We start from the raw sequence: 23,696 nt of genomic DNA on the forward strand, positions 1-23,696 counted from the left end.
GTCTTCACAGCCCGTAGATGCGGAAGGTGGCGCGGCCGGACAATTCACGCACGGCACCGAGCTCGACCAGCCGGTCGAACAGGCGGCGCAGGCCGCGATCGCTCATGCCGGCGATTTGTTCCGAAGCGACGATCGCGTCGTCAGAGAGCAGCCTTTCCACGACGACGTCCGCCGCCTTGGCCCGGAGTTTCGGCGCAACCGCAAGCAGCCGGTCCGCGCGGCGCTCAAGTTCGGCGAAAAGATCAATGGCGCGCAGCGCAGCGCGCGCCTGTGCGGCCAGCAGGCTTTTAGCCCAATCGGCTTCCGTTTCGGCGCCGGCAGCCAGAGCGGCAGTCCCTGGTCGACGCGCCCGGCCCGTACCCACAACTAAGGTCGCTTCGGCGCCCAACAAAGGGATTGCATGTGTCCAGCCTAGCCGCTGCGCGAGCAAGACATCGGCAAGCCAGGCTCCGAGAACGCGCCGGAAGCCGTAACGCTCCGCGGCCGCGAAGGCCCCGACCAGCGTTTCGACCGTGCCGGTGTTGGCGGCAAGCTGTCGCAGATCGTCCGTCAGATCGCTGACCGCCTCATCGTTGAGTGTGAGACCTAGATCTTCCAGCACCGCCGCGACATTTCTCTCCGTCAGCAGATCGTCCGCTGGCCGAGATGCCAGCCGCCGCCAAGCAAGAAGGAAAAGGCCGGCGGGACCGAAATTGTCGCCCGGTCTTGTAAGCAATACGGCATCGCGCAAGGCCGCTTCGTCCTCGACTCGGCCGGCCTGCTTTGCCGTTGCAGCGGCCGCCGAAAGCGCCAGCCGCTGCCGCCAGGCGCCGGCCCACCGCTCCTGCCGGCGGACCACCGCATCGAGCGCGCCGATGGCGGCGCCGACAACGAGCGCCACCTCCTCTACGTCTTTGCTCGCAAGGCTTTGCGCATCCGGGATGGCCCGGCGCAACCAAGCCGGCACCGTTGCCATCGGCGCCGTCGAAGGAGCACCGGCTAGCGTGGCGTGGCGCGGAGTGGGTTTGGGGCGCAGAATCATCTACCGAGAAGGATGAATCACGGCGGCGCTTTTGGCAATCGAATTGCGTATAAAACGCCGCGCCTGTCGCGCTGCAACAACGAGTGATAATGTTGCCTTATAGCTCGTATTGTTCTCTATCAGAAGTTGGCCGTTTTCTGCATTGAGAAATGGCCATTCCGGCGAGCAGAAGCCCAAAATTCACGCCGAGCAAGCTTCCCGACCGCCCCACAGCACGGGCACCGGGATGACATTTGGCCGCGCAGCCGTCGGCCGAAACCGCCGCGCTTGACGCCGACGATCTCGCTAACATCATCGCCGTCGTCTCGGAGATCGGCGGGATGCCGGGTGAACCGGCGGCCGAAGCCCAGTCCCTCCGCCATGGCTCCGGGCGTTCGTCGCTGGCGACCCGACTACCGGCAGTCGCCAATCCCGTGCCGGCGCGTCACCGGCCAGTGCGAGGCGGTCGGCGCCGACCAGCTTAATGATCAGGAGGTCGCCCGCTTCGTCAAGCGGACCGCGCTTGCCGCCGGCGTGCGCGGCGATCTTGCCAAAGGCGAACCCGCAAAACTTTTCGTTAGCCACTCCTTACGCGCCGGGCTCGCCTCCTCGGCCGAAGTCGATGGGGCGCAATGTGCAAAAGCAACTGGGCCATACCAGCGCCGAGATGACGCGCAAGTACCAGCGCCCCCGCGACCGCGTATCAATCTCACCAAGGCGGCCGGGCTCTGAAAAGCGCCCTCCCCTCCCCAGTTGATCGCTGGTGAGGCGGTCAGGTTCTATGAGGTGATGACAACGCCTCGTCGAGCACAGCGAGCTGCGTCTAGACTGTCGGCGGCCGACGCTTAGGACGGTCCGACATTAAGTGAATCGCGCTGTCCTTCGGTGTGACTCAGGTCGAAGGGATTCCTGAAGGCGCCGAACAGGCGTAGGTCGGTCGGATGATCGACTCGGACGCTAGAGAGCGACCCTGGGCTGGTTGACGAGCTGAAACGCCTGGTCGAGCCGGTCACGCTAGGCGATCCGGAGCGACCGCTGCTGTGGGTGTCGAAGAGCATGGACAAACTCGCCGCCGCGCTGACGGCGACTGGCCATCCGATCAGCGCCGACACGGTCGCCAAGGAGCTGGTGAAGCTCGGTTTCGTCAGCGCAATCGCTCACCGCCCTGCGTCCGCCGCCGGCACGGCGAACCTGCCCCCGAGGTAGCGGCTCAGCGCATGTTCGCAGCGGCCGAGGTGCGTACCGGCTGGGGTGGGCTAGCGGTCGTCTCCAGGATCACCGGGTTGGCCCGCTCGACGATCAACCGCGGCGAGGACATCTGGACGACGGCCGCGCTCATCGAGCTTGCACCCGACCGTCTCCCAGCGATCGCAAGGCCGACGAAGGCTCGCGGCATCCGGACCGCAACGCGCAGTTCGAGCACATCAACGCCAAGGTGATCGCCGCGCAGGCTGCGGGACAGCCGGTCATCTCCGTTGACACCAAGAAGAAGGAGTTGGTCGGCAACTTCAGGAACGCCGGCTCCGACTATCGCCCCGAGGGCAATCCTCGCCGTGTGAACGTGCACGACTTCGAGGACAAGGCGCTTGGCAAGGTCGTGCCATATGGCGTCTACGACGTGACGGCCAACGCCGGCTTCGTCAGCGTCGGCATCACCAGCGACACGGCCGCATTCGCGGTGCAGGCAATCCGCTGCTGGCGCGAGCGCATGGGACGCGAGCGCTATCCAAAAGCAAGCGAGCTGACGATCACCGCAGACTGCGGCGGCTCGAACGGTGCACGCGTGCGGTTGTGGAAGATCGAACTGCAGAGGCTCGCTGACGAGACCGGCCTCACCCTCCACGTCCGCTATCCGCCGGGCACCTCCAAGTGGAACAGGATAGAGCATCGCCTGTTCTGCCACATCACCCAGAACTGGCGCGGTCGGCCGCTGACGGATCGTGTCGCGGTGGTCGAGCTGATCGGCGCGACGACGACCAAATCCGGCCTCAAGGTCGACTGCGCACTCGACACACGCACCTACCCGAAGGGCATCAAGGTCAGCGACGCCGAGATGGCAGTTCTCGACATCACCGGCGACACGTTCCATCCTGAATGGAACTACACAATCAAGCCGCGACGTCGTAGCAATTATTGTGCGCGGTATCCTTAGTACAGGCATGGATCATCAGCTGCGCGATCGCGCGGCATTTATGCCCGCGTCCTGCAGGCACTCGGCCTGGACGGCCTGAGACAGGCCGCCGACATCAGCAACGACAGCGACGGTCAGGCGCTCGCCAGTGCCGACCTGCCCAAGCATGTCCACCTCAAGCGGCCAACCAGATCGTCCCGCGATGGCTGGGGCTTCGAGTCGATATCGGTTCACTCGACAGAGTTCACGCTTGGATGAACAAGTGACTAAAGTAAGATGAGCGTGTGACTGCCGAAACGTATTTGGCCCCGCCGGTACTGTCGCAATATAGGGCTCAGCAGGGAGCCTCCTTGCCGCCGCGCGCAAAAACCTCGATGACGTCCTCCTGATCGGGCTGTCCAACGCCGGTACGCACGGGTCGCAACAGATCCTTCAAAGAAAATCGCGGACTTTTAGCACTCTAAACCTCCCTGAATATGTACTTTGAGCTGCCGGTCGAGACCGTGGCGCTGTGGCCCCGTCGAAAGCAGAGCCGGCAGGAGCATTTGCCTTGTTCGAGGCGATGTATCGGAAACGATCCGCGATGCGGTCGAGCGTATCGACCTCGTCGGACGGCAAGATTGCCTCTGAAAGAGTGGGAGGACGCCAAATGGACGAAGTCAATACAACGAGTGCCGGCAAATGATGACACTGGTCAAGCGCCTAAAGGCCGCGGCTCATCTTGATCGACTTCGAATCCTGGGACTTTGTGCGCATGCGGACCTAACCGTCTGCGAGCTAGCAGAAGTTCTGAGTCTGGCGCGTGAGCACGTAATCGCACACGTCCGCCAGCTCGCCAGAGCTGGCTTTCTTCTCGGCAACGAACAGCGCCCCTGGCCTTCGTACCACCTCGAAGCAGGATGCTCGGACGGCGGCTTGGTTCAATTGTTGGTTGATCTCCTGCCCCACGGCGATGGCCATCACAGACAAGACCTACAGCGCCTGGAAGCGATACAGGGCGCGGTCAAAGGTGGCCGCCTGCTTGTCCCGAAACTTAGTCCCAATGGAGCGCGAAGCTGATATGAACAATTCGACTGGCGGCGCCATCGCGGAGCTTGACACTTGCGAATGGCCTCATCTGGCTGTCGCAGATTCTCGCGTTCACGAGCTGCTTTTAAGACAGGAGCGCCAGGAGCGGACGACCCTCAAACTTATCGCCTCCGAGAACTTCGTGTCCTCCGCGGTGCTGGAAGCGACCGGGTCTATTTTCACCAACAAGTATGCCGAGGGATATCCCGGCGCGCGCTACTACGCCGGAAACGAGATTGTCGATGAGCTTGAGAACCTCGCCATCGAGCGATTGAAGGCGCTATTCGGCTGTGAACACGCCAACGTGCAGCCTTATTCCGGCTCGCCGGCCAATCAGGCTGTCTGTCGAGCGCTGTTGTGTCCGGGAGACAAGATGATGGGCTTGCCCCTCCCCGCCGGCGGGCATCTGACGCACGGTTGGGGCGTGAACTTCTCCGGCACGGACTATGAGCGAGTTCCGTACGGGCTACACGAAAAGACGCAGCAGATTGACCATGACCGCTTGCGCGAGACGGCCAAACGCGAACGACCGAAGCTCATTTGGGTCGGCGGAACTGCTTATCCGCGTATCTTTGACTACAAGGCAATGGCCGAAATTGCTTCGGAGGTGAACTCCTATCTGGTGGCCGACATCGCCCACGTCAGCGGCCTCGTTGTCGCAGGCGTGCATCCGAATCCCGTTGGCCATTGCGATGTGGTCACCAGCACCTCTCACAAATCGATCCGCGGCCCTCGTGGTGGCTTCATCTTGTCAAGGAATGAAGACCGCTATCAGGCGCTATATCATTCCAAGAGCAAACACAATCTGGCCAGACGCATAGACCGTGCCGTGTTCCCTCTCCTCCAGGGCGGACCGCACATGAATACGATTGCCGCGCTGGCTGTCGCTCTGCACGAAGCAGGGAATCCATCCTTCCGTGTGTACGGTCAGCAGATCGTCAGCAACGCCAAGGCTCTGGCCCAGGCGCTTCTGGAGCGAGGTTATGAACTCGTAACGGGGGGCACTGACAATCACATGCTGATCCTTGATCTTCGGGACCGACCGCTGTCTGGGAAAGCCTATGCCGAGCGCTTGTCGGAAGCAGGGATCATTACCAATTTCAACATGGTGCCGGGCGACCGGCGCCATCCCGCGCTCACCAGCGGCATACGGTTAGGCACGCCAGCAGTGACGTCTGTGGGCATGCGCGAAGCCGAGATGGTGCAGATTGCCGCTTTCATCGACCTGGTTTGCCGCCAGCCCGATGATTCGGACGTCCATGCCAGCGTGCGCAGAGACGTTGCCGATTTCTGCGCTGCGTTCGACGTGCCTGGCATCTCCGACAGGTAAGGCGGCAGGATCAACTGTCACGTCCAATTCCAACGTTTGAAGCGAGGACATTTTCATGACCAGACAATTCGTGTTCTCTTCAGAATCCGTCGGCGCGGGACATCCCGACAAGATGGCCGACAATATCTCAGATGGCGTGCTCGATGCGATCCTTCGCAAGGATCCTACGGCTCGCGTTGCTTGTGAAGCGTTGGTGAAGTCAGGGATGGTCGTTCTGGCTGGCGAGATCACCAGCCACGCGCAGATCGACTACAGCCAAGTTGCCCGCGATATCATTTTAGACATTGGATATGACGACGATGCGATCGGCTTTGACGGCCGGCGTTGCGCCGTGATCTTGGCCTTGACCGAGCAGTCGCCCGACATCAGCCAGGGCGTCGACGAGGGACGAGGGCAGGATCTCGAGCAGGGAGCGGGGGATCAGGGCCTCATGTTCGGGTACGCGTGCAACGAGACCGAAACATTGATGCCGTTGCCAATCCAACTTGCTCACGATTTGACAAAAAAACAGGCAGAAGTGCGCCAAACCGGACGCCTTGGCTGGCTTCGCCCGGACGTGAAATCTCAAGTGTCCGTCCGCTACGAGGGTTTGCGCCCGGTAGCGCTTGATACCATAGTTCTGTCGACGCAGCATGACGACGAGGTCTCACAAGCCACGGTCCGCGAAGGCGTCATTGAGGAGATCATAAGGCCGGTCTTGCCTCACGACGACCTGGATACGACCAGGATAAGGTTCCTGGTCAATCCAACAGGCCGGTTCGTGGTCGGTGGGCCGCGCGGCGATTGCGGGCTTACCGGCCGCAAGATCATCGTCGATTCCTACGGCGGCATGGGGCGTCACGGCGGCGGCGCCTTTTCGGGCAAGGACCCGTCCAAGGTCGATCGGTCGGCCGCCTATGCGGCGCGGTACGTCGCAAAAAACGTCGTTGCCAGCGGACTTGCGGAGGTGTGCGAGGTTCAGCTTGCTTATGCGATCGGTGTGGCCGCGCCGGTCTCAGTCCTCGTCAATACATTCGGAACCGCAAAGATTGATGAAAAAAGGATCGAGCGCGCCGTCCTTGAGCTTTTCGATCTCCGGCCGAAAGGCATCATCAAGACGCTTGATCTCTTACGGCCGATTTACCGCAAGACCGCGACATACGGACACTTCGGCCGCGAAGAGCCGGAGTTCACCTGGGAAAAGACGGACAGAGCTGACGAGCTGTTGCGAGAGGCAGGACCGGCAGCTGCGTGATGCACGGGTATTGGATGCGTCGGCCAAAAACAGGCCGGCCCCGGCGTGGCGAGAAGCCGGCTCGGGTTTTTTGGCGGAGATTTTGATGCCGGATTATGACGTGCTTTGCATCGGCAATGCCATTGTCGACATCATCGCCCAGTGCGACGAGGAATTCCTCGAGACCAACGGCATCATCAAGGGCGCGATGAACCTCATCGACACACAACGCGCCGAACTGCTGTACAGCCGCATGGGTCCGGCGATCGAGGCGTCCGGCGGCAGTGCCGGCAACACGGCGGCCGGCGTCGCCAGCTTCGGCGGCCGCGCCGCTTTCTTCGGCAAGGTCTCCAACGATGCGCTGGGCGAAATCTACGCCCACGACATCCATGCGCAGGGCGTCGCCTTCGACACCACGCCGCTCAAGGGCGAGCCGCCGACGGCGCGGTCGATGATCTTCGTCACCCCTGACGGCGAGCGTTCGATGAACACCTATCTCGGCGCCTGCGTCGAGCTTGGGCCGGAGGATGTCGAGGCCGACAAGGCTTCTGGCGCCAAGGTCACCTATTTCGAAGGCTATCTGTGGGACCCGCCGCGCGCCAAGGAGGCAATCCGCCAGACGGCGAAGCTGGCGCACGCGGCAGGCCGCGAAGTGTCGATGACGCTGTCGGATTCGTTCTGCGTCGACCGCTACCGCGACGAATTCCTCGAGCTGATGCGTTCGGGCACGGTCGACATCGTCTTTGCCAACAGCCACGAGATCAAGTCGCTCTACCAGACATCGTCGTTCGACGAGGCGCTGGCCCAGATCCGCAAGGATTGCCGGATCGCCGCCGTGACCCGCTCGGACAAAGGCTCCGTGATCGTGCGCGGCGACGAGACGGTGGTGATCAAGGCGACCGCCATCAAGGAACTGGTCGACACGACGGGCGCCGGCGATCTCTATGCCGCCGGGTTCCTGCATGGCTATACACAAGGCCGCGACCTCAAGACCTGCGGCGATCTCGGCTCGCTGGCGGCCGGATTGGTGATCCAGCAGATCGGCCCAAGGCCGCGCCAGAATTTGCGCCGAGAGGCTGAGCAGGCGAAGTTGTTGTAGGGCAGCATTTCGGCCACATATTGCCCACCTTCCCCCCTGCAGGCCGTCCAGACGAGCGCGTGTAAATCGAACGCGTACCAGTCCGAGAAGGAGGCCGGTTTTCTCTAAATTTCTGATTGTTGAGGCTCAGGAACACTGTCGCACTTCGGGCCAGTACTGCCGTCCGATCATTTGTCCGCGTGTGGTTCTTCGCAAGGCGTTGCCCCAGTGGAGCTAAGAGGGAAGCCGGTAGCAATGCCGGCGCTGCCCCCGCAACTGTAAGCGGCGAGCCAACCCCACCAATGTCACTGGGGCGAACTGCCCCGGGAAGACGGCAGAGGCTGTGACCCGCGAGCCAGGAGACCTGCCACGGTGAACAAAGTCCACGGGCGGGGTGTCTGGTGGCCGCGGCAGCTCGGCGTTGAGGCCGGGCCTGTTAGCGCCTTCCTTGTCCCCGCCCCCAACCATCGGGGTATGGAATGAATGTCTCCCAGCAAGTTCCCACAGCAACGCTTGGCGTGCCGCGTATCGGTCGCCGGCGAGAACTGAAATTCGCGCTCGAAAGCTACTGGTCCGGAAAATCTTCTGCTGCCAACCTTCTGGTCACGGCGAAGGCGCTGCGTGCCGCCAGCTGGAGCGAGCAGCATGACCGCGGCGTGTCGAATCCCGTCGAACGATTTCTCACTGTATGACCATGTGCTCGACACTGCAGCAATGGTCGGCGCCGTGCCAGCTCGTTACGGCTGGACGGGCGGCGAGGTCCCGCTTGACATCTACTTCGCAATGGCGCGCGGCACGCAAAGCGATAGCGCGGGTTGCGGACACGCCAGTCACGGGCATGCAGTTCAGGGGCAGCGCGTGACCGCAATGGAAATGACCAAATGGTTCGACACGAACTACCACTACATCGTGCCGGAACTGGCCGACGATCAGACATTCGCCCTCTCGTTGACCAAACCAGTCGATCACTTTCTGAGGCAAAAGAGCTCGGCATCCATACACGCCCGGTCATCCTTGGACCGGTGAACTTCCTGAAGCTGGCGAAGTCTCCCGACCAGGGCTTTAATCCCATAGCGCTGCTACCGCGCCTGCTGCCGCTCCACGAGCAACTACTGCAGAGGCTGGAGCTCTCGGAGGCCGACTGGGTGCAGATTGATGAGCCGGCGCTTGTGCTCGATCTCAACCCGAACGAACGAGCTGCCTTCGAATTCACCTACGGGCAGCTGTCTAAAGCCGCGCCCAAGTTGAAAATTATGCTGGCTACCTATTTCGGGCCGCTGTCTGGTACATGGCGAGTTCGAACGCAACGACATGGTGCAGCATTTCGGCGAGCAGTTGTCCGGCCTCGCCTTCACCCAGCATGGCTGGGTGCAAAGTTATGGGTCGCGGCTCGTGCGCCCTCCCATCATCTTCGGCGACGTATCGCGGCCCAATCCGATGACGGTCCAATGGTGGCAATTTGCCCAGTCGCTGTCGAAAAAGCCGGTGAAGGGCATGCTCACTGGTCCAGTGACGATTCTTAACTGGTCTTTTGTGCGCGATGACGTACCCCGCGCCGAGGTCTGCCGCCAGATCGCACTCGCGATCCGCGATGAAGTGGCCGACCTCGAAAGAGCTGGCGCCAGGGTGATCCAGATCGATGAGGCCGCGTTTCGCGAAGGTTTGCCCCTTCGGAAGTCCGATTGGAAACATTATCTCGGCTGGGCTGTCGAATGCTTCCGGCTCGCTTCGACGGATGTAGAGGACGCGACCCAAATTCATACCCACATGTGCTATTCGGAGTTCAACGAGATCATCGACTCGATCGCTGAACTGGACGCGGACGTGGTTTCAATCGAGACGTCGGGCTCCAAAATGGAACTGCTGGACGCCTTCACCAAGTCCAAATATTCGAACGAAATCGGTCCCGGCGTCTACGATATTCACTCACCACCTGTCCCGGAGATCGGCGAGATTTTGCATCTCGCCCAACTTGCTCGCGAGCGACTGTCGGACGGCCAGCTGTTGCGAATCCGGACTGCGGCCTCAAAACAAGGAAATGGGAAGAGGTCCGCCCTGCCCTCATCAACATGGTCGCTGCAGCATGCGCGCTGCGGGAGAAAGTGCAGGCGCAGGCCGCTGGGCTTCTGTGACCGGTAGCTTCGGTTGCACAATGGATGTCCCGGTCGCGGCCGACGTACGATCGCAACGAAGCCTCTAACGAACATGCATAAGCGCTGTTTGGGCTTCCTGGACAGTTGGCACGACCTTTGCTGATCTCCTTGTGCGGCGGCACACGCTGCCGCATTACTGCTCCCGTGATTTCAAGCTCTAGGAAAGGAGAAAAAATGAAGACCGATATGCAAGCCTACGGTGTGACCGAGTTAACGCGCGAAGAAGCGTGTGCAACCTCCGGAGGGTGGTTCTTGCTGACGGCAATAGTTTGCGGAATTGTTTCGGTAGGGTTAGCTATAGCAACCGCAGTGATATATTTTAATCGCCATTAAATGAGATCCAGGATATTAGCGGATTCCTGGAGTTGGCCTTGGTCATCTCCAGGCACCTTGCTGGGCTATATCACCCGGCCGATTGCCAGTCTGATCCAGACCAACCGGATCGTTCAGGATGCTTTTATCGCGGCGGATCGCCTGTTCGAGATCTTCGACCTGGAGCCGGAAAGCGGTGGCGGCATCGATGCCGACAAATCCGACATTGGCGACATCCACCTGGAGAAGGTCACGTTCCGCTATGGTAGCCAGCTCGAGCTTTTCGAGGATCTTAGCGTCACCTTCCCCTGGGGGGAAATGACAGCGGTGGTGGGGGAAAGCGGCTCGGGCAAGAGCACCCTTGCGGACGCTGCTGCAGAATGTCTACCCGCTTGAGGGTGGACACATCCGGATCGGCCGTTATGCCCTCCAGGACCTGTCGACCGTATCCCTGCGCAAGCTTGTCGCTGCGGTGCCGCTATCGATCGACGTGTTCTCGGGCTCGGTGATCGAGCGCTGGCCCGATGGCTTCCAGGCCGCAACCCCAGCCAGCTGACGCCCGATCGGGCGCTTAGGTCGTGCCGGGTACGCGCGTCACTGTCGCATTTCTGACTTGCTGCGCCTACGTATGTGTCGCCCAGTTTGTCATCGTTCCATCGAGTATCGTGATGGAGTCGGGCGATGCGCGCCAGTGTGCCGACAGCGAATAGAATCGGATGAGGCTGTCCTCATCGGCGCAGCATCGTAGGCGATCTGGGCAAACGAACCCTACGAGCTGCCAACAAGATCCGCCGACGATTGCGTCTGACTGACCCCTTGTTTTTGCTCCACCTTTCCTAAGCCCGCTGCAGTTGTCGCACCGGCTCTGGTCTTGCCGGCTGAGGCCGTGAATGCGCCTCAGACGCCACCGTCATGAAAGCCTGAAGTGCCGCAGAGAGATACTCGTCGCTCCGCGTCACAAAAACAGTCGGCGCCGACCGCAGGTCGTCAGGTAGCAGGTGTATAATGAGCTGTCCGTCGGCTGCCGCATCCTGAACGACCCCCCGAGGTAGCATGGCGATCCCCACCCCGGCGGCGACGCAGCCGATGATCCCGTCCATTGTCCCAAGTTCCATCCAGCGGACATGCGTTACCCCACACGCCGCCAGGAACATGTCCATGCGCCGGCGGTAGGAACATCCCGATCGAAAGGCGAGAACCTTCAGAGCCGGTGACGCGGCCAAGGCGTTCAGATCCGAAAGCTCGCGAAACCGCGGCGAGGAGATCACAACGAGCTCCTCTTCGACGATCGATAGGCTTTTCAGTTCGGGATGAGCGATGGGGCCGGAGACGAACGCGCCATCCAGTTTGCGTGCAACGACCTCGCTGACGAGCTTTTCCGTCGGGGCAGCCTCCACCAGTACGTCGACCTCAGGATATTCTGCCGCATAGCGGATCAGGATCGGCGGAAGGCGAAGCGCTGCAGTGGTCTCCATCGAGCCGATCCTGAGTAAACCGCACGGCGTACCGCGGTCTGTGACGACGCGCTTGGCTTCGTCCAGAAGCTCTCCGACGCGCTCGGCATAGGGAACGAGCTGAATGCCGGTGGCTGTCAGTGTAACCCCTCGCCTGGAGCGATGAAAAAGCGGAGCACCGATTTCCTCCTCAAGCGATTTTATTCTCGCGGTGACGTTGGATTGCACCGTGTTGAGTACACCGGCAGCCCCTCCGATACTGTTTGCCCTCACAACCGCCTGGAAAAACCTGAGGTCGGCGCTGTTCATCAACCATCTCCTTTTCAGATGGAAAACATCTGTTCTAATCGTTTGTCTTAAGTGAAGAGTCGCAATAGGGTCAAACAAAAATTCGGGAACATTGAAGGAAAGCCAAGCCATGCGCCAAGCAGTACCCCGCTTTGCACTCGACCAAATGGCGACGCCCGGACTCGACGTCAGGGCACTTTTCGCTTTTGCCCGTGACCAGGGCCTGACCGATGTCCGGATCCACAGCCAACAGCACAGCAATGCTGTTGCACGCGGCACGCCGGCGGCGGACGTCCGGTCTGCCGCCGCCGAAGCAGGCGTTGGGATTATTTCCATCAATGCCTTGCAGCGCTTCAACGAGTGGAGTCCCGCGCGCAAGGCCGAAGCGAGCAAGCTCGCCGATTATGCGGCGGCCTGCGGAGCCAAGACGCTCATGCTGATGCCGGTCAACGACGGCTCCTGGCCCGCCAATGGCGAGCGCCGGGGCGATCTCCACGTCGCCTTGAAGGCGCTCAAGCCGATCCTCCAGTCGCGCGGCCTCATCGGTCTCATCGAGCCGCTGGGCTTCCAGACCTGCTCGCTTCGCTCGAAGAACGAAGCGGCCAAGGCCATTGCCGCCATTGATGGCCAGTCCGTCTTCCGCCTCGTGCACGACACGTTTCATCACACGCTCGCCGGGGAGCCATTCTTCTCCTGCGAACTGACTGGTCTCGTGCACATTTCAAGAGTCAACGATCCTATCCACTGGGTTTACCCGGATCGCGTCCTGGTTGGTTCCGACAATGGCAGCCAGATCCGGGCGCTGCTTGACGGCGGTTATGGGGGTCCCTTCTCTTTCGCACCGTTTGTCGACGCAGCCCACCCGCTGGACGATCTGGCAGGCGCACTTGCCGCGAGCATCGATCTAGTCCGACAAGGGCTACTGACGCGAATGGCGGCGTGAGACACGGGAGTAAATTAGGGGTGGCTGAGACGGCTTTTGGAGTCCCGCGGAGAAGTCATTCGAGACGCCTTCTGTAACAATACTTCTCGCATCCAGATGCTTGCGGGATCACTGTTGTGAAGGGCGGGCCATTGGACGGCCTCGGTAAATGCGGGAAGCGGCAGGGAAGTACGATGATCCGCAGCGGGAAGGTTGTCTTGAATGCTCAACCAGCCGGAAGGCGTGGTCGCTATAGGATCAGTGCCTGAGACCATCGGCGGATCATGCTGAAGGCCTGCACGATAACTTCGACACATCTCTTGAGCCCCATGCTCAAAAAAACCGCTCCTCAATGGATAGCTTCAGCTCGGACCTTGAGTAGTGCGATTAACGAACGTCACTTCGCTGGTCGAACGGGTGAACCACTTCTATTGGGTCGTCGCCCGTGGCGCTTCCATTCCCTATGCTGCCTTCATTTCGCCATCCTCGCCAAAGTGTTCAGACAAATCGAAGCCAGCTCTCCCGAGGACAGGCGCCGGCAAGCTGTGCGTGGACTTAGCGAAACACCCGTCCGCGGCGGAATCCCTGTCCAGAGTTTGCGAAACACGCAACCAAAAGATGAAATTCGATGTTCGGGCGCATCGGGTGCGACTGCACCGAGTTACGTCATTTGAAGTTGGGGTCTGAAGTTGGGGTCAGAACAAGAGCTGCGCAGAATCGTGCGTTAAGAACGAACGAAGCGCGAACCGGGTTTGCTTACGCCTCCAGGAAGGCTTGGTGTGGCGGGTTTCGACGCACACCGCCGGCAGGCCGGCCTCGGCTAGGCCGCTGAACAGCCATTGCGACAATGGCCCGGCCTCAAGCCCGATCAAAGCTCGAGACAGCATCCCAGAGCACCCGCACAAGATCCTCGGAATGGGTCAGGCAGATCTTGCCGGTTTCGTCGACGATGCAAACCGGGGTCTCTTCTACCGCGACGTCCAATCAGACATAATGTTTCATGCTGCGCTTCTCCTTCTGATGCTTGTGGCTGCGGGCATTCAGACCACGCTTGACCATCAACTCGAAGCGCAGCACCTTCAACCTATCACCATGAATCATCGCCCGAAGATAAGGCTCAAGCCGAACACCCATCTCGGGCGGGCCGAGCCGACCGCATCACAGGACGACGAGCCGTGGCAGATTATAGGGAAGCACTTGTCGGAATCGATGTTGCGAAGCAGAGGAATGCCGTGGCGATCGCGGAAGCCGGCCGGGAAGGAGAGGTTCGCTACTTCGGTGAGGTCGATGCATCGGACACAAGCATGCGCCGCGTTATCCAACGGATCGCCGCCAAGTTCGATCGGATCCACCTCTGCTACGAGGCGGGCTCACACCTGCGGCCCTATGCCGCCACGCTAACAGCAACACACGGCTGCGCAACTCGACCGGCCCCGGCGATCGCCCGTTGCCCAATCCGCCCTCAGACGCGCAACTCTCAACCAAGGACTCTGGCGTCAGCCGGTGCCAAAGCTGGTCACAGCATTTTGTCCGAGTCCGATTGACGACAATCTGTTTTCATCCAGACATTATAGGGGTTAGGATCAAGCCAGCCAGGCGGCGACTCCTCCGATTTGTGGCCGTGCTCACAACCCTTTTGGTGGCATGCCAATTGCATATTCGTAGCCATGAGACGTGTTCCGACATGGCCCGTCGCGCAGTCTTTAGCCTAGGAGTTCACATGACATTCGTCCGAACGCATCCAGACTGCGCATCCCGTGGAACGCCCCAGCTCCGTTGGAATCTCGCTGCGATCGGCACAGCGTCGCCATCCCGCAGACCGCTTTGAGGGTATCAGCTAGGGCTGCCATAAGGGTTCTCATTCAGGAGAACTTATGACTCGACTACATGAATACAGGCCGCTTCGCAGGCTCTCCCAACGGGACCTACCACTAGATCTTCTTCACATCCGTGATGATCCAAAAGGAAAACGATATGACTACCTCAGAAAAAGACGCTGTGGGGCGCTCGAGACTCCAGAAATTGTGGTCTCACTGTTCACGAACGATACTTGCCGCCACGGCCTTGGCCATTGTAATGACCGTTCCAGCTCCAGCCGTCACCCAACACGCTGACAAGCGCTACTCCGACCAAAGCTTGGTTGTTGAAAGCTGGAGTTGTATACTTTGGGCATTGTGCATTGGCGATCCACCGGTGAAATGATCGCTATCGCAGGGAAAATGGGCAGAGCGGCACATGACGGCCTTCGCGGCGGTCAAATACATAATAATCCCATGTTTTTGGCGCCGATCTGCAGGCGGGCGAGATGGTGGGGCGGCGAGGGACCTCAACTTCAAGACGCTCGATTCGTGCCGATTGGTGGTCAACGTCTACAAGCAAGGCGTCGGAAAATCTCTAGATGACCTGTGACGTTGCCCCAGTTTCTATCCAGTTTTGAGTTCGTTTCCGGCGTGGGTTGTGCCCTGCTGGGCGGGTGACGCGACGGGCGCTGGCGCGGAGCCTTTGGCATAGCGGAGCGCGAGCGACCGTCGCGGATTGAAGATGGTGAGCCTGATCCGTCGCACCGCATGGCGGCCGGCGTCGCGGCCGAACCAAGACGACACAAGCCGATAGCGATGCTTTCGTGCTGCTCGTCGGCCGTCGGGTGCTGGTCTTAAAGGACTGGCTCGAGCGCGCCGCAGTCACTGAAGGCGCGGTGTTTCGCGGCAGACCGTTGGGGCAATCTCGAACACGCGCGCTGACGGGCAGGCGGTCAACCTGATAGCGCCGCCTCGCCGAGGCTGGACTCGATCCGACGCTTTTTTCCGCCCATGGCCTGCGCTCCGGCTATCTCACGGAAACCGCACGCCGCGGCATTCCGCTGCCGGAAGCCATGCAGCAGTCTCAGCACCGGCTCCGTGCAGCAGGCCTCGAATTACTATAACGACGCCGAACGGACGCTCGGTCGAGCGGTCCGGATTCTTGCCTGGCCAGATTGGTAGATGCGTGAGATGCTCTTGGTTCTATGGAATTCACTCGATGTAGATCTGCCGACGGCGCCGAGCAGTCATCGTTCAATCTCGACGACCTCGACGCTTCTCCCGCCAGCGTGCCGGGAGCCCAAATGTTTTGTCTTGAATTCAACGAGATCAGCAATGCCGTCCCTATCGGTTACCAAGACGACACGTTCATGATCTTCGAGTAGGCTGGTGATGGGATCGTGCGGGCTTGTGTGGCCGCGACGAGAGCGTCTAATGTCGTCAGTGATGAGGTCGAGCTGCCCGACACTTTGAATCTCGGAATCGACGAGGGCTACGGCTGCTGGGCGCCCTTCCGCAATCGAGTATAAAAGCCCGGCGAAGTCTGGCGCGTCGATCGCAGCCGACATCGATGCTGATACATCGACCGCGAGCATGAGGAGCGGTCCCGCGCCCGCTTCGCAAAGCCTGCTCCATGCCTCGAAGCTGTCGGGCGCCACACTGGTCATATTTTTCCTCCGAAAAGATGCGCGTCGATGCTAACCGAGAACCCTCACCCTGTCCTTGTTTGATCGGCTTTGCGCCCACAGCGCCGCAATCAGCATCGGCGGTGACGAAATCCGCCAGCTGTTGCTTGTCGGCAGGCACACGCTGATAGCAACAGAAAGCCCCGGCCTCCCCGTTACGCGCCAAACAGCCGCCGGTCCCAGTAGACGGGCTGGTGCAGACTTGTCTCGATCCTTGAAAACTCCGGATGCGCCGGATTGATCAGCACATTGCAATCGAGACGCGCCACGACACTCGGCACCAGCAGGATGACGCTGCGCCGTTCTAAACACCAGGTCTCGCCAAATCCCTTGCTCACCGTCGCCGGCATCGTGTCCCAGCCGGGCAGTGACGGCTGGGAAAAGACCTCGTAGCTCAGTCCACGCGGGATTGTGATTTCGATGTAGTGCTGGTTGGGCGGCAGTCGGCCGCTGCCATGCACCAGCTTTTCCAACAGGGCCGTCGAATAGTGCTCGCTGGTGTAGATGATAGGACTTCCGGGCGTGTTCCATCGCCCTGGCGCGATTGTCGAGCCAGTCGCGTCGAAGATCGGGTAGGTGCCGGCGGGATCACCGATGCAAAAGGATGATAGCGTGCGATCGAGAGTCTGCGCCGTCACGCAGCACTGCCGTATTTCAGACCTGCGAGGATATCGACCACCATTTCGGCGCCGAATTCGCTCAGGATAACGAGGTCGATCGGTCGCTTGTCCTCAATCATCGGGTGCGGCCGGAACAAGAAATCGCGCGCTTCCTCTTCGTTCTGCCAGACATCGACAGCAAGACCCCAGACGCGCGCCACGCGGGCCAATCGTGTGCCCTCGTCCGACGAGAGACGATGTGCCGTCTTGCGTCGCTCATAGGTTGCCTTGGGGATCAGCCGGTATTTGAACTGAGCATCGCCAGGCGCCAGAAGATGCGCAACGCGCTCGAGCGCCCCGATGGGAAGTCCATCCTCGATCCGGGAGATCAGCCCGAAGGGCGACCGCGCCGCCACCTCTTTGACGGGCAGCCCCAACACGTCGGCGACATTTCCGAACGCTGGCATTTCACTCTCCAATCCATTTGAGACAAAATATAGCCTCACATGGTGCGCCATACAAGCCTCCCGCATCAGGGGGGCAGAACAAGAGCTGCTCAGAATCTTGCGCTAAGGTCGAACGGAGAGTGAACGCCCGGATGTTCGCTGTGGATACGCCATTTGCCTCCTGTACCGTTAGGCCGCTTTGGACGAGGCTTTGCCACGACCGTTCTGGAGTGGAGTGGAAAGTGGCCCGACGGGCGCTTCTCAAAGAACACGAGCGAAAGACGCTATTCGACATTCCGGTCGATGAAGACAGTCTGATCCGCCACTATTCTCTTCGCCGGCCGATTTGCTGGTAATCCAGCGACGGCGCCTTGAACACATCAGCTCGGCTTTGCGATCCAACTTTGCTGATGCGCTACCCCGGCCGGCCACTGTTGCCTAACGAGGTTCCACCGAAAGCGATGCTCGATTATGTTGCCGGGCAAATAGGTGCAAGCTCGACCGCATTCAGGTTGTATGCCCGTCGTGAGCAAACCCGCAGCAATCACGTTGCTCACCTCCTGGGTTATCTGCAGAAGCGAAACGCAACAGCCGAAGTTCGGCGTGCCGCATTGCTGTCGGCAATCGAGATGGCCTCAACAACAGACACGGGTGTTTCGATAGCTGGCGCCATTGTAGCGGAGTTCCGCAATCGAAATTCGCTACTCCCGGCAGCCAACATCATTGAGCGGATGGGGATCGCGGCGCGGGCCATTTCCCGGCGACGGGCAGAGAGGGCGCTGATCGAAGCGATACCAGCTGATCGGCTTGCATCACTGGACGGGCTGTTGGAGGTTGACCCGACGATCGGTCAAACGCGCTTTCATTGGTTGAGATCAGCGCCAGAAGCGCCTGGCGTCGAACCTGCTCGGACTGACCGAGCGGATCACGTTTCTGCGGACGCTGGAGATCGACCCCGCACTACAGATCCACATTTCTTCGTGACGTCGGGATCAGATGATCCGCGAAGGCAATGCCACGCCAGCAGGATTTTTTTTGGCACGCATATTGCGGCAGTCCTTCGCAGAAGTGTCACGAACTCGCGCGGAGATATCGAATGTCAGCTAAGCTCACTATGCAGATTCCTGCGTCTAGTCATCATCCGGAGGAATGTACCACAGGCAGCAGAACGCAGCAGAACTAAGAGGCCATCCTCGCCAAGGAATATTCAGTCAAGCTTTCGCAAGGACTGTCGCGAAGGTTGTCTTCGCATGATTGCCAACTCCACGTTCGCTCAAATCCGATGGCTTCCTGGATGTCCCAAAATGGCGCACAGTCACGGCGCTTACGCGTACTCGTTCGAGCATGGCGACGTCGAGCCGAGGGGCAGTCTGACATGCACCCCTGCTCCTCGGCGCGTTGCCTGCGCCGTTGCGGACCAGAGGCCGCGATAGCACCGGCGCAATTAACCAGCGGTATTGCGCCACCCAACTCTTTGTACCACGCCTTGTGACCCGGTCCGGGTTGCACCAGACGGAGTTTCCAATGCGTTTTTCGACTCGGCTCACCCTCGTATCGTAAGCTTCTGTGTCCCTGCACGTTCGGCCACCGCCTCAGCAGCGCGCTTGTGTCCCGCGCCCAATCGTCGACGACAGTGAGGATGTGGAACGTCGGAGACGAAGTCGAGCGATTACCACTGCTTAAGACTCGGCGGCACCAGCATCGGCACGGCGGCGGACGGTCAGCTTCTCGCGATAGAACCGAAGAGCTCTTGTGGCATCTCGTCGCCCATTCCCACACATTCGCGACGAAGGCGGCGAAAGCCGAGATTTGTCTACACGCGAACATGCCCGCTCTCTACTGACAACAGCCAAGCATTGCGAGCCGCGCGGAGCCGTGACGAACGACCCTCCAGTCGGCTTATCTCTCCTCGGAAGTGTCGGCAATGTGGCCGCCGGCCTGCCGCCGCCACAGGCGGGCATAAAGGCCGTCGCTTTTGAGCAGCTCCGAGGGGGAGCCCTCCTCGGCGATGCGCCCTTTGTCGAGCACGACAATCCTGTCCATGCTGGCAATCGTCGACAGGCGGTGGGCAATCGCGATCACCGTCTTGCCCTCCATGAGAAGCTCGAGTTTTCCTTGGACCGCCGCCTCGGCTTCACTGTCCAGGGCGGAAGTCGCCTCGTCCAGAAGGAGGATTGGCGCGTCCTTAAGCAGGACCCGAGCGATGGCGACCCGCTGACGCTGGCCGCCGGAAAGCTTCACCCCGCGGTCGCCGACGAAGGCATCGTAGCCGGTGCGGTTTTCGCTGTCCTTGAGATCTGCCACGAAGCCGTCCGCATCGGCCAGGATTGCGGCGCGTTCGACCTCCTCCGGCGAGGCATCCGGCCGGCCGTAACGGATATTGTCCCCGACAGAGCGATGGAGCAACGAGACATCCTGGGCAACGACCCCGATATTCTCACGCAGGCTTGCCTGCGTTACGGAGCGGATATCCTGGCCGTCGACGACGATTGCGCCATCGTTTACATCGAAGAACCGCAAAAGCAGGCTGATTAGAGTCGACTTGCCAGCCCCCGACATGCCGACGAGCCCGACCTTCTCGCCGGCGCGGACCCTGAGCGATAGATTCTCGATTACCCCTTTTCCTTGACGGTATTCGAACCTGACATTCCTGAACTCGACCGTGCCGCCGACTACGGCCAGCGGCTTGGCTCCGGGGGCGTCGATTACCGTTGGAGGCGTGGTGATGACCGGCATCGCGTCGCGTATCGTGCCCACAGCCTGGAATATCTGCTGCCCTAGCTGGAGAAAGGCCAGGGAGTTGGCGCTGAGCCGCTGAATGATTGCTATTGAAGCAACAAACTGGCCGGTGGTGACAAAACCGCCCACGAGTCCCCACAGACCCACGGCGATGTTGGTGAGCGAAAGAACAACGTTCAGCAAGAAGACGCTGGTGTCGGTTGTTAGGTGAATGCGCCGTTCAAGGTGCTGCGTCTCAATGGCATCTCCCATGATGGTGCGCATTGCGCCCGCCTCGCTGTCTTCGGCCGCAAACAGCTTGACCAGATGGATGTTGCTATAGAAGTCGGTCCGGGCGCCGATGACGAGGCTGTGCGCGCGGGCAGAGTGGCGGGACCGGAGGGAAAAATGAGGCACTGCCGCAACCGCGACAGCGACGTTCGCCACGATCCAAAACAGGACCGGAAGCGCCAGCGGCCAGGACAGCATGGCAAGCAGCGAAAGCGAACCGAGAAACTGCACGAGAAAATACGGTATGCTGTAAGACGCTACGACGATCTGCTGCTGCACCGCGGAGGCGAGTTGCGAAATGCGCGACGCCACCTGGCCGGCGAAGAGATCGTGGAAGAAGGCAAGGTCCTGACGTTCGACCGCCTTGTAGCCCTGCCATTGCATAGCCGCGGGCATGCATACGGACACTGCCTGGGAATCCAACGTTTTGGCGAAGAACCTCAGCAGCGGTTGCACGGGGAACATCAGCAGCCCGAGGCACGTAAGCGTAGGCCAAGCTTCCTCAAGGAAAACCGCCGCACCGTTCGTGCTCACCCCGTCCACAATGATAGACATGCCCCAGATTACCGCGAGGTTGATTCCCTCGACCGCCATCATGAAGACAGCGATGGCCCCCAGCACGCCGCGGAACATGCGTGCGAAATGCAAAAGCAGCGCAAACGGACCTGTTGCCGGCAACGGCGCGTAGGGGATATCCAGTGGGCGGATAAGCGTCTCAAAGTAGCGATAGATGCACTGCAAAGGCGACATGACGGGTCAAACCGGCTGATCGGAGGAATGGTGCGGCGCATCGGAGGAATGCGACCGCGCTCGCGCCACCTGAACGGCCAAGCTGTGGACGCCCACCGGCTTGGCGGAGGAGACGTGATCTACGAGGAAGCGCCGCGGCTTGCTTTAGCGGTCCAGCTCCCGAAGTGTGGCTGGGTTCATCGTCCTGTTCTGGCCGTCTCATTGCGGGCATCGAGCACGCTCCTGGTTGATTACCCGGTCCTCCGCGACGCCCTGGCAGCGTCTCGCTTACGAAGTTCATCAAAGCAATTTGCATGCCGGATTGCGCTCCGTTTGCGATTCACCGCTTGCTCGCCCGCCGGTGCCTGGCTGTGATGGCCTGCCGGTGGGGCTCCGATTCTTGTTCAGTTTCGGACACAAGAAGGTCACCTATAGACACGCTCGGGAAGAGCAAATGGAACTCGCATGTAATCGTCGCACCCGAGCCGAATTCGATCCTCACCGGATCCCGACAAGGGTGATTTCTGAAGAGCGCGCGCTCATGCTTGCTGCGCCAGCCATGGGTTCGCGATAGCCACCGCAATCTCTTTACTTCGGAGATCGACCTGCTGGTTCACGGAAGAACTGATCCCGCGCGTCGCGCGATCGAGCGACCGGTTGCCGATTATCTGCGGGGAAGCGAAATTCACAGACTGATGTTTGCATCGGGCATTTCGGTCGAATCGGCATTACGTCGTCTTCCTTGAAAACTACGATCGGATCAAAAGCATGACTGATCAAGCAATGTCAGAAGGTTTGAGCGTCACGCAGGAGCTCGATAGCGAACTCGAATAGGAGGGACGAGTGCCAAGCTGATTAAGAGAAGCGGCGAAGCGACGGCCGAAACCGCGCGGGACATTACTGGTATTAGCGCGCCGCTAGGTGGCCTCCAATGGTCAGACGCCGCCCCGCCGAAGGTGAGATCCGTGCGCCGGTTCCTCATATTCCTCGAAGATCGACGCGTCCTCTACAATCCGTTCGATGCTGAAGTGGAGCATTCGATCCACCAGATACGCGAGGAATGCACCAAATAACATCCAGGCCCCTGTCAGCCGATGCTCTCGCAGTCCCGCCCATCCGCGCGATCCGAGAGCCTGGACGCCAGTTCCACGATGATCAGCGCGAGCACTACCGGCACTTCGACATAAGGAACATCTTGCTTCCTCCTGAAAGCCTGAGACAACGCAGAGCGCATTTTCTCCCGACGGGGTATACAAAGCCGTTGCGTCCGCCAGGGTAGATGGCCGCCGGCCATCTCCTCACGATCACCTTAGCCGCTGGACGAAATGGTTTTTTCTGGATTTTCCTCCGCAGTTGGCACGAGTCTTGATGTTTTCATTGCACGGCGGCGATCTGCCTTCCGACATTCGACCTTGACTGACCTGCGTGTTCGATGAGGAGAAAACGATGAATACCGATATGTCTGTGTATGGGGTGAGTGAGCTAACTCGGGAAGAGGCATCCTCAACTTCTGGCGGGTGGCTTCTCTGGTTATTCATTGCCTTCATTACTATAGTAGCGACAGTCAGTAGCTAGCGAAGACAGTGCCAGAGCGCCTTACTGATCGCTAGCTGGGCTAGCGAACAATATACTTCCCCTGACCCATCCAGCCACACTGGAGTGAGCATCCTCTCCAGACGATCAGAACGGCCTTTGGTAGGCTGTTGTCGGGTTGTCGGGTTTGTCGAATTCGCGACATGGTGATGTTCGGCCCGGTGTGTGGCCGAGTTCGCAACCAAGCCTCTAACGAACATGCATAAGCGCTGTTTGTGGTTTCCTGGACAGTTGGCACGACCCTTGCTGGTCTCCTTGTGCGGCGGCACACGCTGCCGCATTATTGCTCCCGTGATTTCAAGCTCTAGGAAAGGAGAAAAAATGAAAACCGATTTGCAAGCCTACGGTGTGATCGAGTTAACGCGCGAAGAAGCATGTACAACCTCCGGAGGGTGGTTGTTTCTGACGGCAATAGTTAGCGGAATTGTTTCGTTAGCATTAGCTGTAACGTACGCGGTGATGTATTTCAAGCACCGTTAACGATATCCAGAATATTAGCGAACTCCTGGAGTTGGCCATGGTCATCTCCAGGCAACTGTGGGTTGGCTAGTCACGTTTGACACGTGGTGTTCGATCGACGCACTCTTAGTTGCGTTGGGAATAGAACGCCTTTTTTAGTCTTTTTTTGCGTGGTCGGCATCTCCGCTTAGGTGCGGGGAGTGCTGCCAAGCGGCAGACCATTGTCGACATTCACGATTGAATATTTTTGAAAAAAGGAACGCAGTGAATACCGACAAATCAGTATCCGCCTTGACCGCGTTAACCCGAGAAGTGGGATCATCAACTTCCGGGCTTTCAGCCTCAGTTTCTGCTGTAGGATTGGTCGGTGTATTAGGTACCCGAGACCTGGTGGATGATGGGCAACACCATAGATCAAAATCATTGTA

General features: G+C 59.9%; 15 protein-coding genes, 11 pseudogenes and 1 riboswitch. Of the genes and pseudogenes, 17 read left to right on the plus strand and 9 right to left on the minus strand.

What is annotated here, in order from left to right; genetic code table 11:
* Positions 1-4: 4 nt before the first annotated feature.
* On the minus strand, positions 5-1,021 hold the full coding sequence (locus AC0NIL_RS28980) for a DUF1403 family protein (protein ID WP_473574132.1): 1,017 nt from the start codon (positions 1,019-1,021) through the stop codon (positions 5-7).
* Positions 1,022-1,438: 417 nt separating this feature from the next.
* Between AC0NIL_RS28980 and AC0NIL_RS28985 the strand changes: the two are divergent.
* The 5 genes and pseudogenes from AC0NIL_RS28985 to AC0NIL_RS29005 form a co-directional block, all read left to right on the plus strand.
* Positions 1,439-1,732: pseudogene (locus tag AC0NIL_RS28985) on the plus strand (tyrosine-type recombinase/integrase); the annotation flags it as partial.
* 228 nt (positions 1,733-1,960) lie between these two features.
* Positions 1,961-2,153, plus strand: a pseudogene (locus AC0NIL_RS28990) (ISAzo13-like element transposase-related protein); the annotation flags it as partial.
* Positions 2,154-2,217: 64 nt separating this feature from the next.
* Complete coding sequence (locus AC0NIL_RS28995) at positions 2,218-2,439, plus strand: hypothetical protein (protein ID WP_473574158.1); 222 nt, start codon at positions 2,218-2,220, stop codon at positions 2,437-2,439.
* Positions 2,364-3,152: pseudogene (locus AC0NIL_RS29000) on the plus strand (ISAzo13 family transposase); the annotation flags it as partial. The gene AC0NIL_RS28995 and the pseudogene AC0NIL_RS29000, both read left to right, overlap by 76 nt.
* 27 nt (positions 3,153-3,179) lie before the next feature.
* A pseudogene (locus AC0NIL_RS29005) lies at positions 3,180-3,389 on the plus strand (hypothetical protein); the annotation flags it as partial.
* A gap of 519 nt (positions 3,390-3,908) precedes the next feature.
* Here the strand turns inward: AC0NIL_RS29005 and AC0NIL_RS29010 are convergent.
* Positions 3,909-4,091: a hypothetical protein gene (locus tag AC0NIL_RS29010; protein ID WP_473574131.1), complete on the minus strand. Its 183-nt coding sequence runs from the start codon at positions 4,089-4,091 to the stop codon at positions 3,909-3,911.
* Positions 4,092-4,191: 100 nt separating this feature from the next.
* Between AC0NIL_RS29010 and AC0NIL_RS29015 the strand changes: the two genes are divergently transcribed.
* The 6 genes and pseudogenes from AC0NIL_RS29015 to AC0NIL_RS29040 form a co-directional block, all read left to right on the plus strand.
* On the plus strand, positions 4,192-5,529 hold the full coding sequence (locus tag AC0NIL_RS29015) for a serine hydroxymethyltransferase (RefSeq protein ID WP_473574130.1): 1,338 nt from the start codon (positions 4,192-4,194) through the stop codon (positions 5,527-5,529).
* Between the two features lie 55 nt (positions 5,530-5,584).
* Positions 5,585-6,763 carry a methionine adenosyltransferase gene (metK, locus tag AC0NIL_RS29020; RefSeq protein WP_473574129.1) on the plus strand — a complete coding sequence of 393 codons (1,179 nt, stop codon included), beginning with the start codon at positions 5,585-5,587 and terminating at the stop codon, positions 6,761-6,763.
* 85 nt (positions 6,764-6,848) lie between these two features.
* The gene (locus AC0NIL_RS29025; protein ID WP_474048306.1) at positions 6,849-7,841 is read left to right on the plus strand and encodes an adenosine kinase; all 993 of its coding nucleotides are present in this window, start codon (positions 6,849-6,851) and stop codon (positions 7,839-7,841) included.
* Positions 7,842-8,006: 165 nt separating this feature from the next.
* A riboswitch (cobalamin riboswitch) is annotated at positions 8,007-8,205 on the plus strand.
* A gap of 94 nt (positions 8,206-8,299) precedes the next feature.
* Positions 8,300-9,049, plus strand: a pseudogene (locus AC0NIL_RS29030) (uroporphyrinogen decarboxylase/cobalamine-independent methonine synthase family protein); the annotation flags it as partial.
* A gap of 82 nt (positions 9,050-9,131) precedes the next feature.
* A complete protein-coding gene (locus tag AC0NIL_RS29035; RefSeq protein WP_473574390.1) occupies positions 9,132-9,959 on the plus strand; it encodes a hypothetical protein in 828 nt (275 codons plus the stop codon).
* Between the two features lie 401 nt (positions 9,960-10,360).
* A pseudogene (locus tag AC0NIL_RS29040) lies at positions 10,361-10,799 on the plus strand (ATP-binding cassette domain-containing protein); the annotation flags it as partial.
* 322 nt (positions 10,800-11,121) lie between these two features.
* Here the strand turns inward: AC0NIL_RS29040 and AC0NIL_RS29045 are convergent.
* A complete protein-coding gene (locus AC0NIL_RS29045) occupies positions 11,122-12,048 on the minus strand; it encodes a LysR family transcriptional regulator (RefSeq protein ID WP_473574326.1) in 927 nt (308 codons plus the stop codon).
* A gap of 109 nt (positions 12,049-12,157) precedes the next feature.
* Between AC0NIL_RS29045 and AC0NIL_RS29050 the strand changes: the two genes are divergently transcribed.
* Complete coding sequence (locus tag AC0NIL_RS29050) at positions 12,158-12,970, plus strand: TIM barrel protein (protein WP_473574331.1); 813 nt, start codon at positions 12,158-12,160, stop codon at positions 12,968-12,970.
* 14 nt (positions 12,971-12,984) lie between these two features.
* Here the strand turns inward: AC0NIL_RS29050 and AC0NIL_RS29055 are convergent.
* A pseudogene (locus tag AC0NIL_RS29055) lies at positions 12,985-13,315 on the minus strand (type 2 periplasmic-binding domain-containing protein); the annotation flags it as partial.
* A 413-nt stretch (positions 13,316-13,728) separates the two neighbouring features.
* A pseudogene (locus AC0NIL_RS29060) lies at positions 13,729-13,933 on the minus strand (IS110 family RNA-guided transposase); the annotation flags it as partial.
* 191 nt (positions 13,934-14,124) lie between these two features.
* On the opposite strand from AC0NIL_RS29060, the pseudogene AC0NIL_RS29065 reads away from it, so the two are divergent.
* Positions 14,125-14,319, plus strand: a pseudogene (locus tag AC0NIL_RS29065) (IS110 family transposase); the annotation flags it as partial.
* Positions 14,320-15,527: 1,208 nt separating this feature from the next.
* A pseudogene (locus AC0NIL_RS29070) lies at positions 15,528-15,930 on the plus strand (tyrosine-type recombinase/integrase); the annotation flags it as partial.
* 65 nt (positions 15,931-15,995) lie between these two features.
* Here AC0NIL_RS29070 and AC0NIL_RS29075 read toward each other — a convergent pair.
* The 3 genes from AC0NIL_RS29075 to AC0NIL_RS29085 all read right to left on the minus strand — a co-directional run bounded on the left by AC0NIL_RS29075 (position 15,996) and on the right by AC0NIL_RS29085 (position 17,499).
* Positions 15,996-16,415, minus strand: a complete 420-nt coding sequence (locus AC0NIL_RS29075) for a hypothetical protein (protein ID WP_473574324.1) — start codon at positions 16,413-16,415, stop codon at positions 15,996-15,998.
* 173 nt (positions 16,416-16,588) lie between these two features.
* Complete coding sequence (locus AC0NIL_RS29080) at positions 16,589-17,071, minus strand: RES family NAD+ phosphorylase (protein ID WP_473574323.1); 483 nt, start codon at positions 17,069-17,071, stop codon at positions 16,589-16,591.
* Positions 17,068-17,499: an antitoxin Xre-like helix-turn-helix domain-containing protein gene (locus tag AC0NIL_RS29085; protein ID WP_292425998.1), complete on the minus strand. Its 432-nt coding sequence runs from the start codon at positions 17,497-17,499 to the stop codon at positions 17,068-17,070. The genes AC0NIL_RS29080 and AC0NIL_RS29085 overlap by 4 nt, the downstream gene beginning before the upstream one ends.
* A 221-nt stretch (positions 17,500-17,720) precedes the next feature.
* Here AC0NIL_RS29085 and AC0NIL_RS29090 point away from each other — a divergent pair.
* Positions 17,721-18,459: pseudogene (locus AC0NIL_RS29090) on the plus strand (DUF4158 domain-containing protein); the annotation flags it as partial.
* A 918-nt stretch (positions 18,460-19,377) separates the two neighbouring features.
* Here the strand turns inward: AC0NIL_RS29090 and AC0NIL_RS29095 are convergent.
* On the minus strand, positions 19,378-21,237 hold the full coding sequence (locus AC0NIL_RS29095) for an ABC transporter ATP-binding protein (protein WP_473574321.1): 1,860 nt from the start codon (positions 21,235-21,237) through the stop codon (positions 19,378-19,380).
* A 935-nt stretch (positions 21,238-22,172) separates the two neighbouring features.
* Between AC0NIL_RS29095 and AC0NIL_RS29100 the strand changes: the two genes are divergently transcribed.
* Positions 22,173-22,289, plus strand: coding sequence for a hypothetical protein (locus AC0NIL_RS29100; RefSeq protein ID WP_474048307.1), 117 nt, complete (start codon positions 22,173-22,175; stop codon positions 22,287-22,289).
* Positions 22,290-23,130: 841 nt separating this feature from the next.
* Complete coding sequence (locus tag AC0NIL_RS29105; RefSeq protein WP_473574320.1) at positions 23,131-23,289, plus strand: hypothetical protein; 159 nt, start codon at positions 23,131-23,133, stop codon at positions 23,287-23,289.
* Positions 23,290-23,696 lie beyond the last annotated feature (407 nt).

The organism is Mesorhizobium sp. WSM1343, from assembly GCF_055901535.1.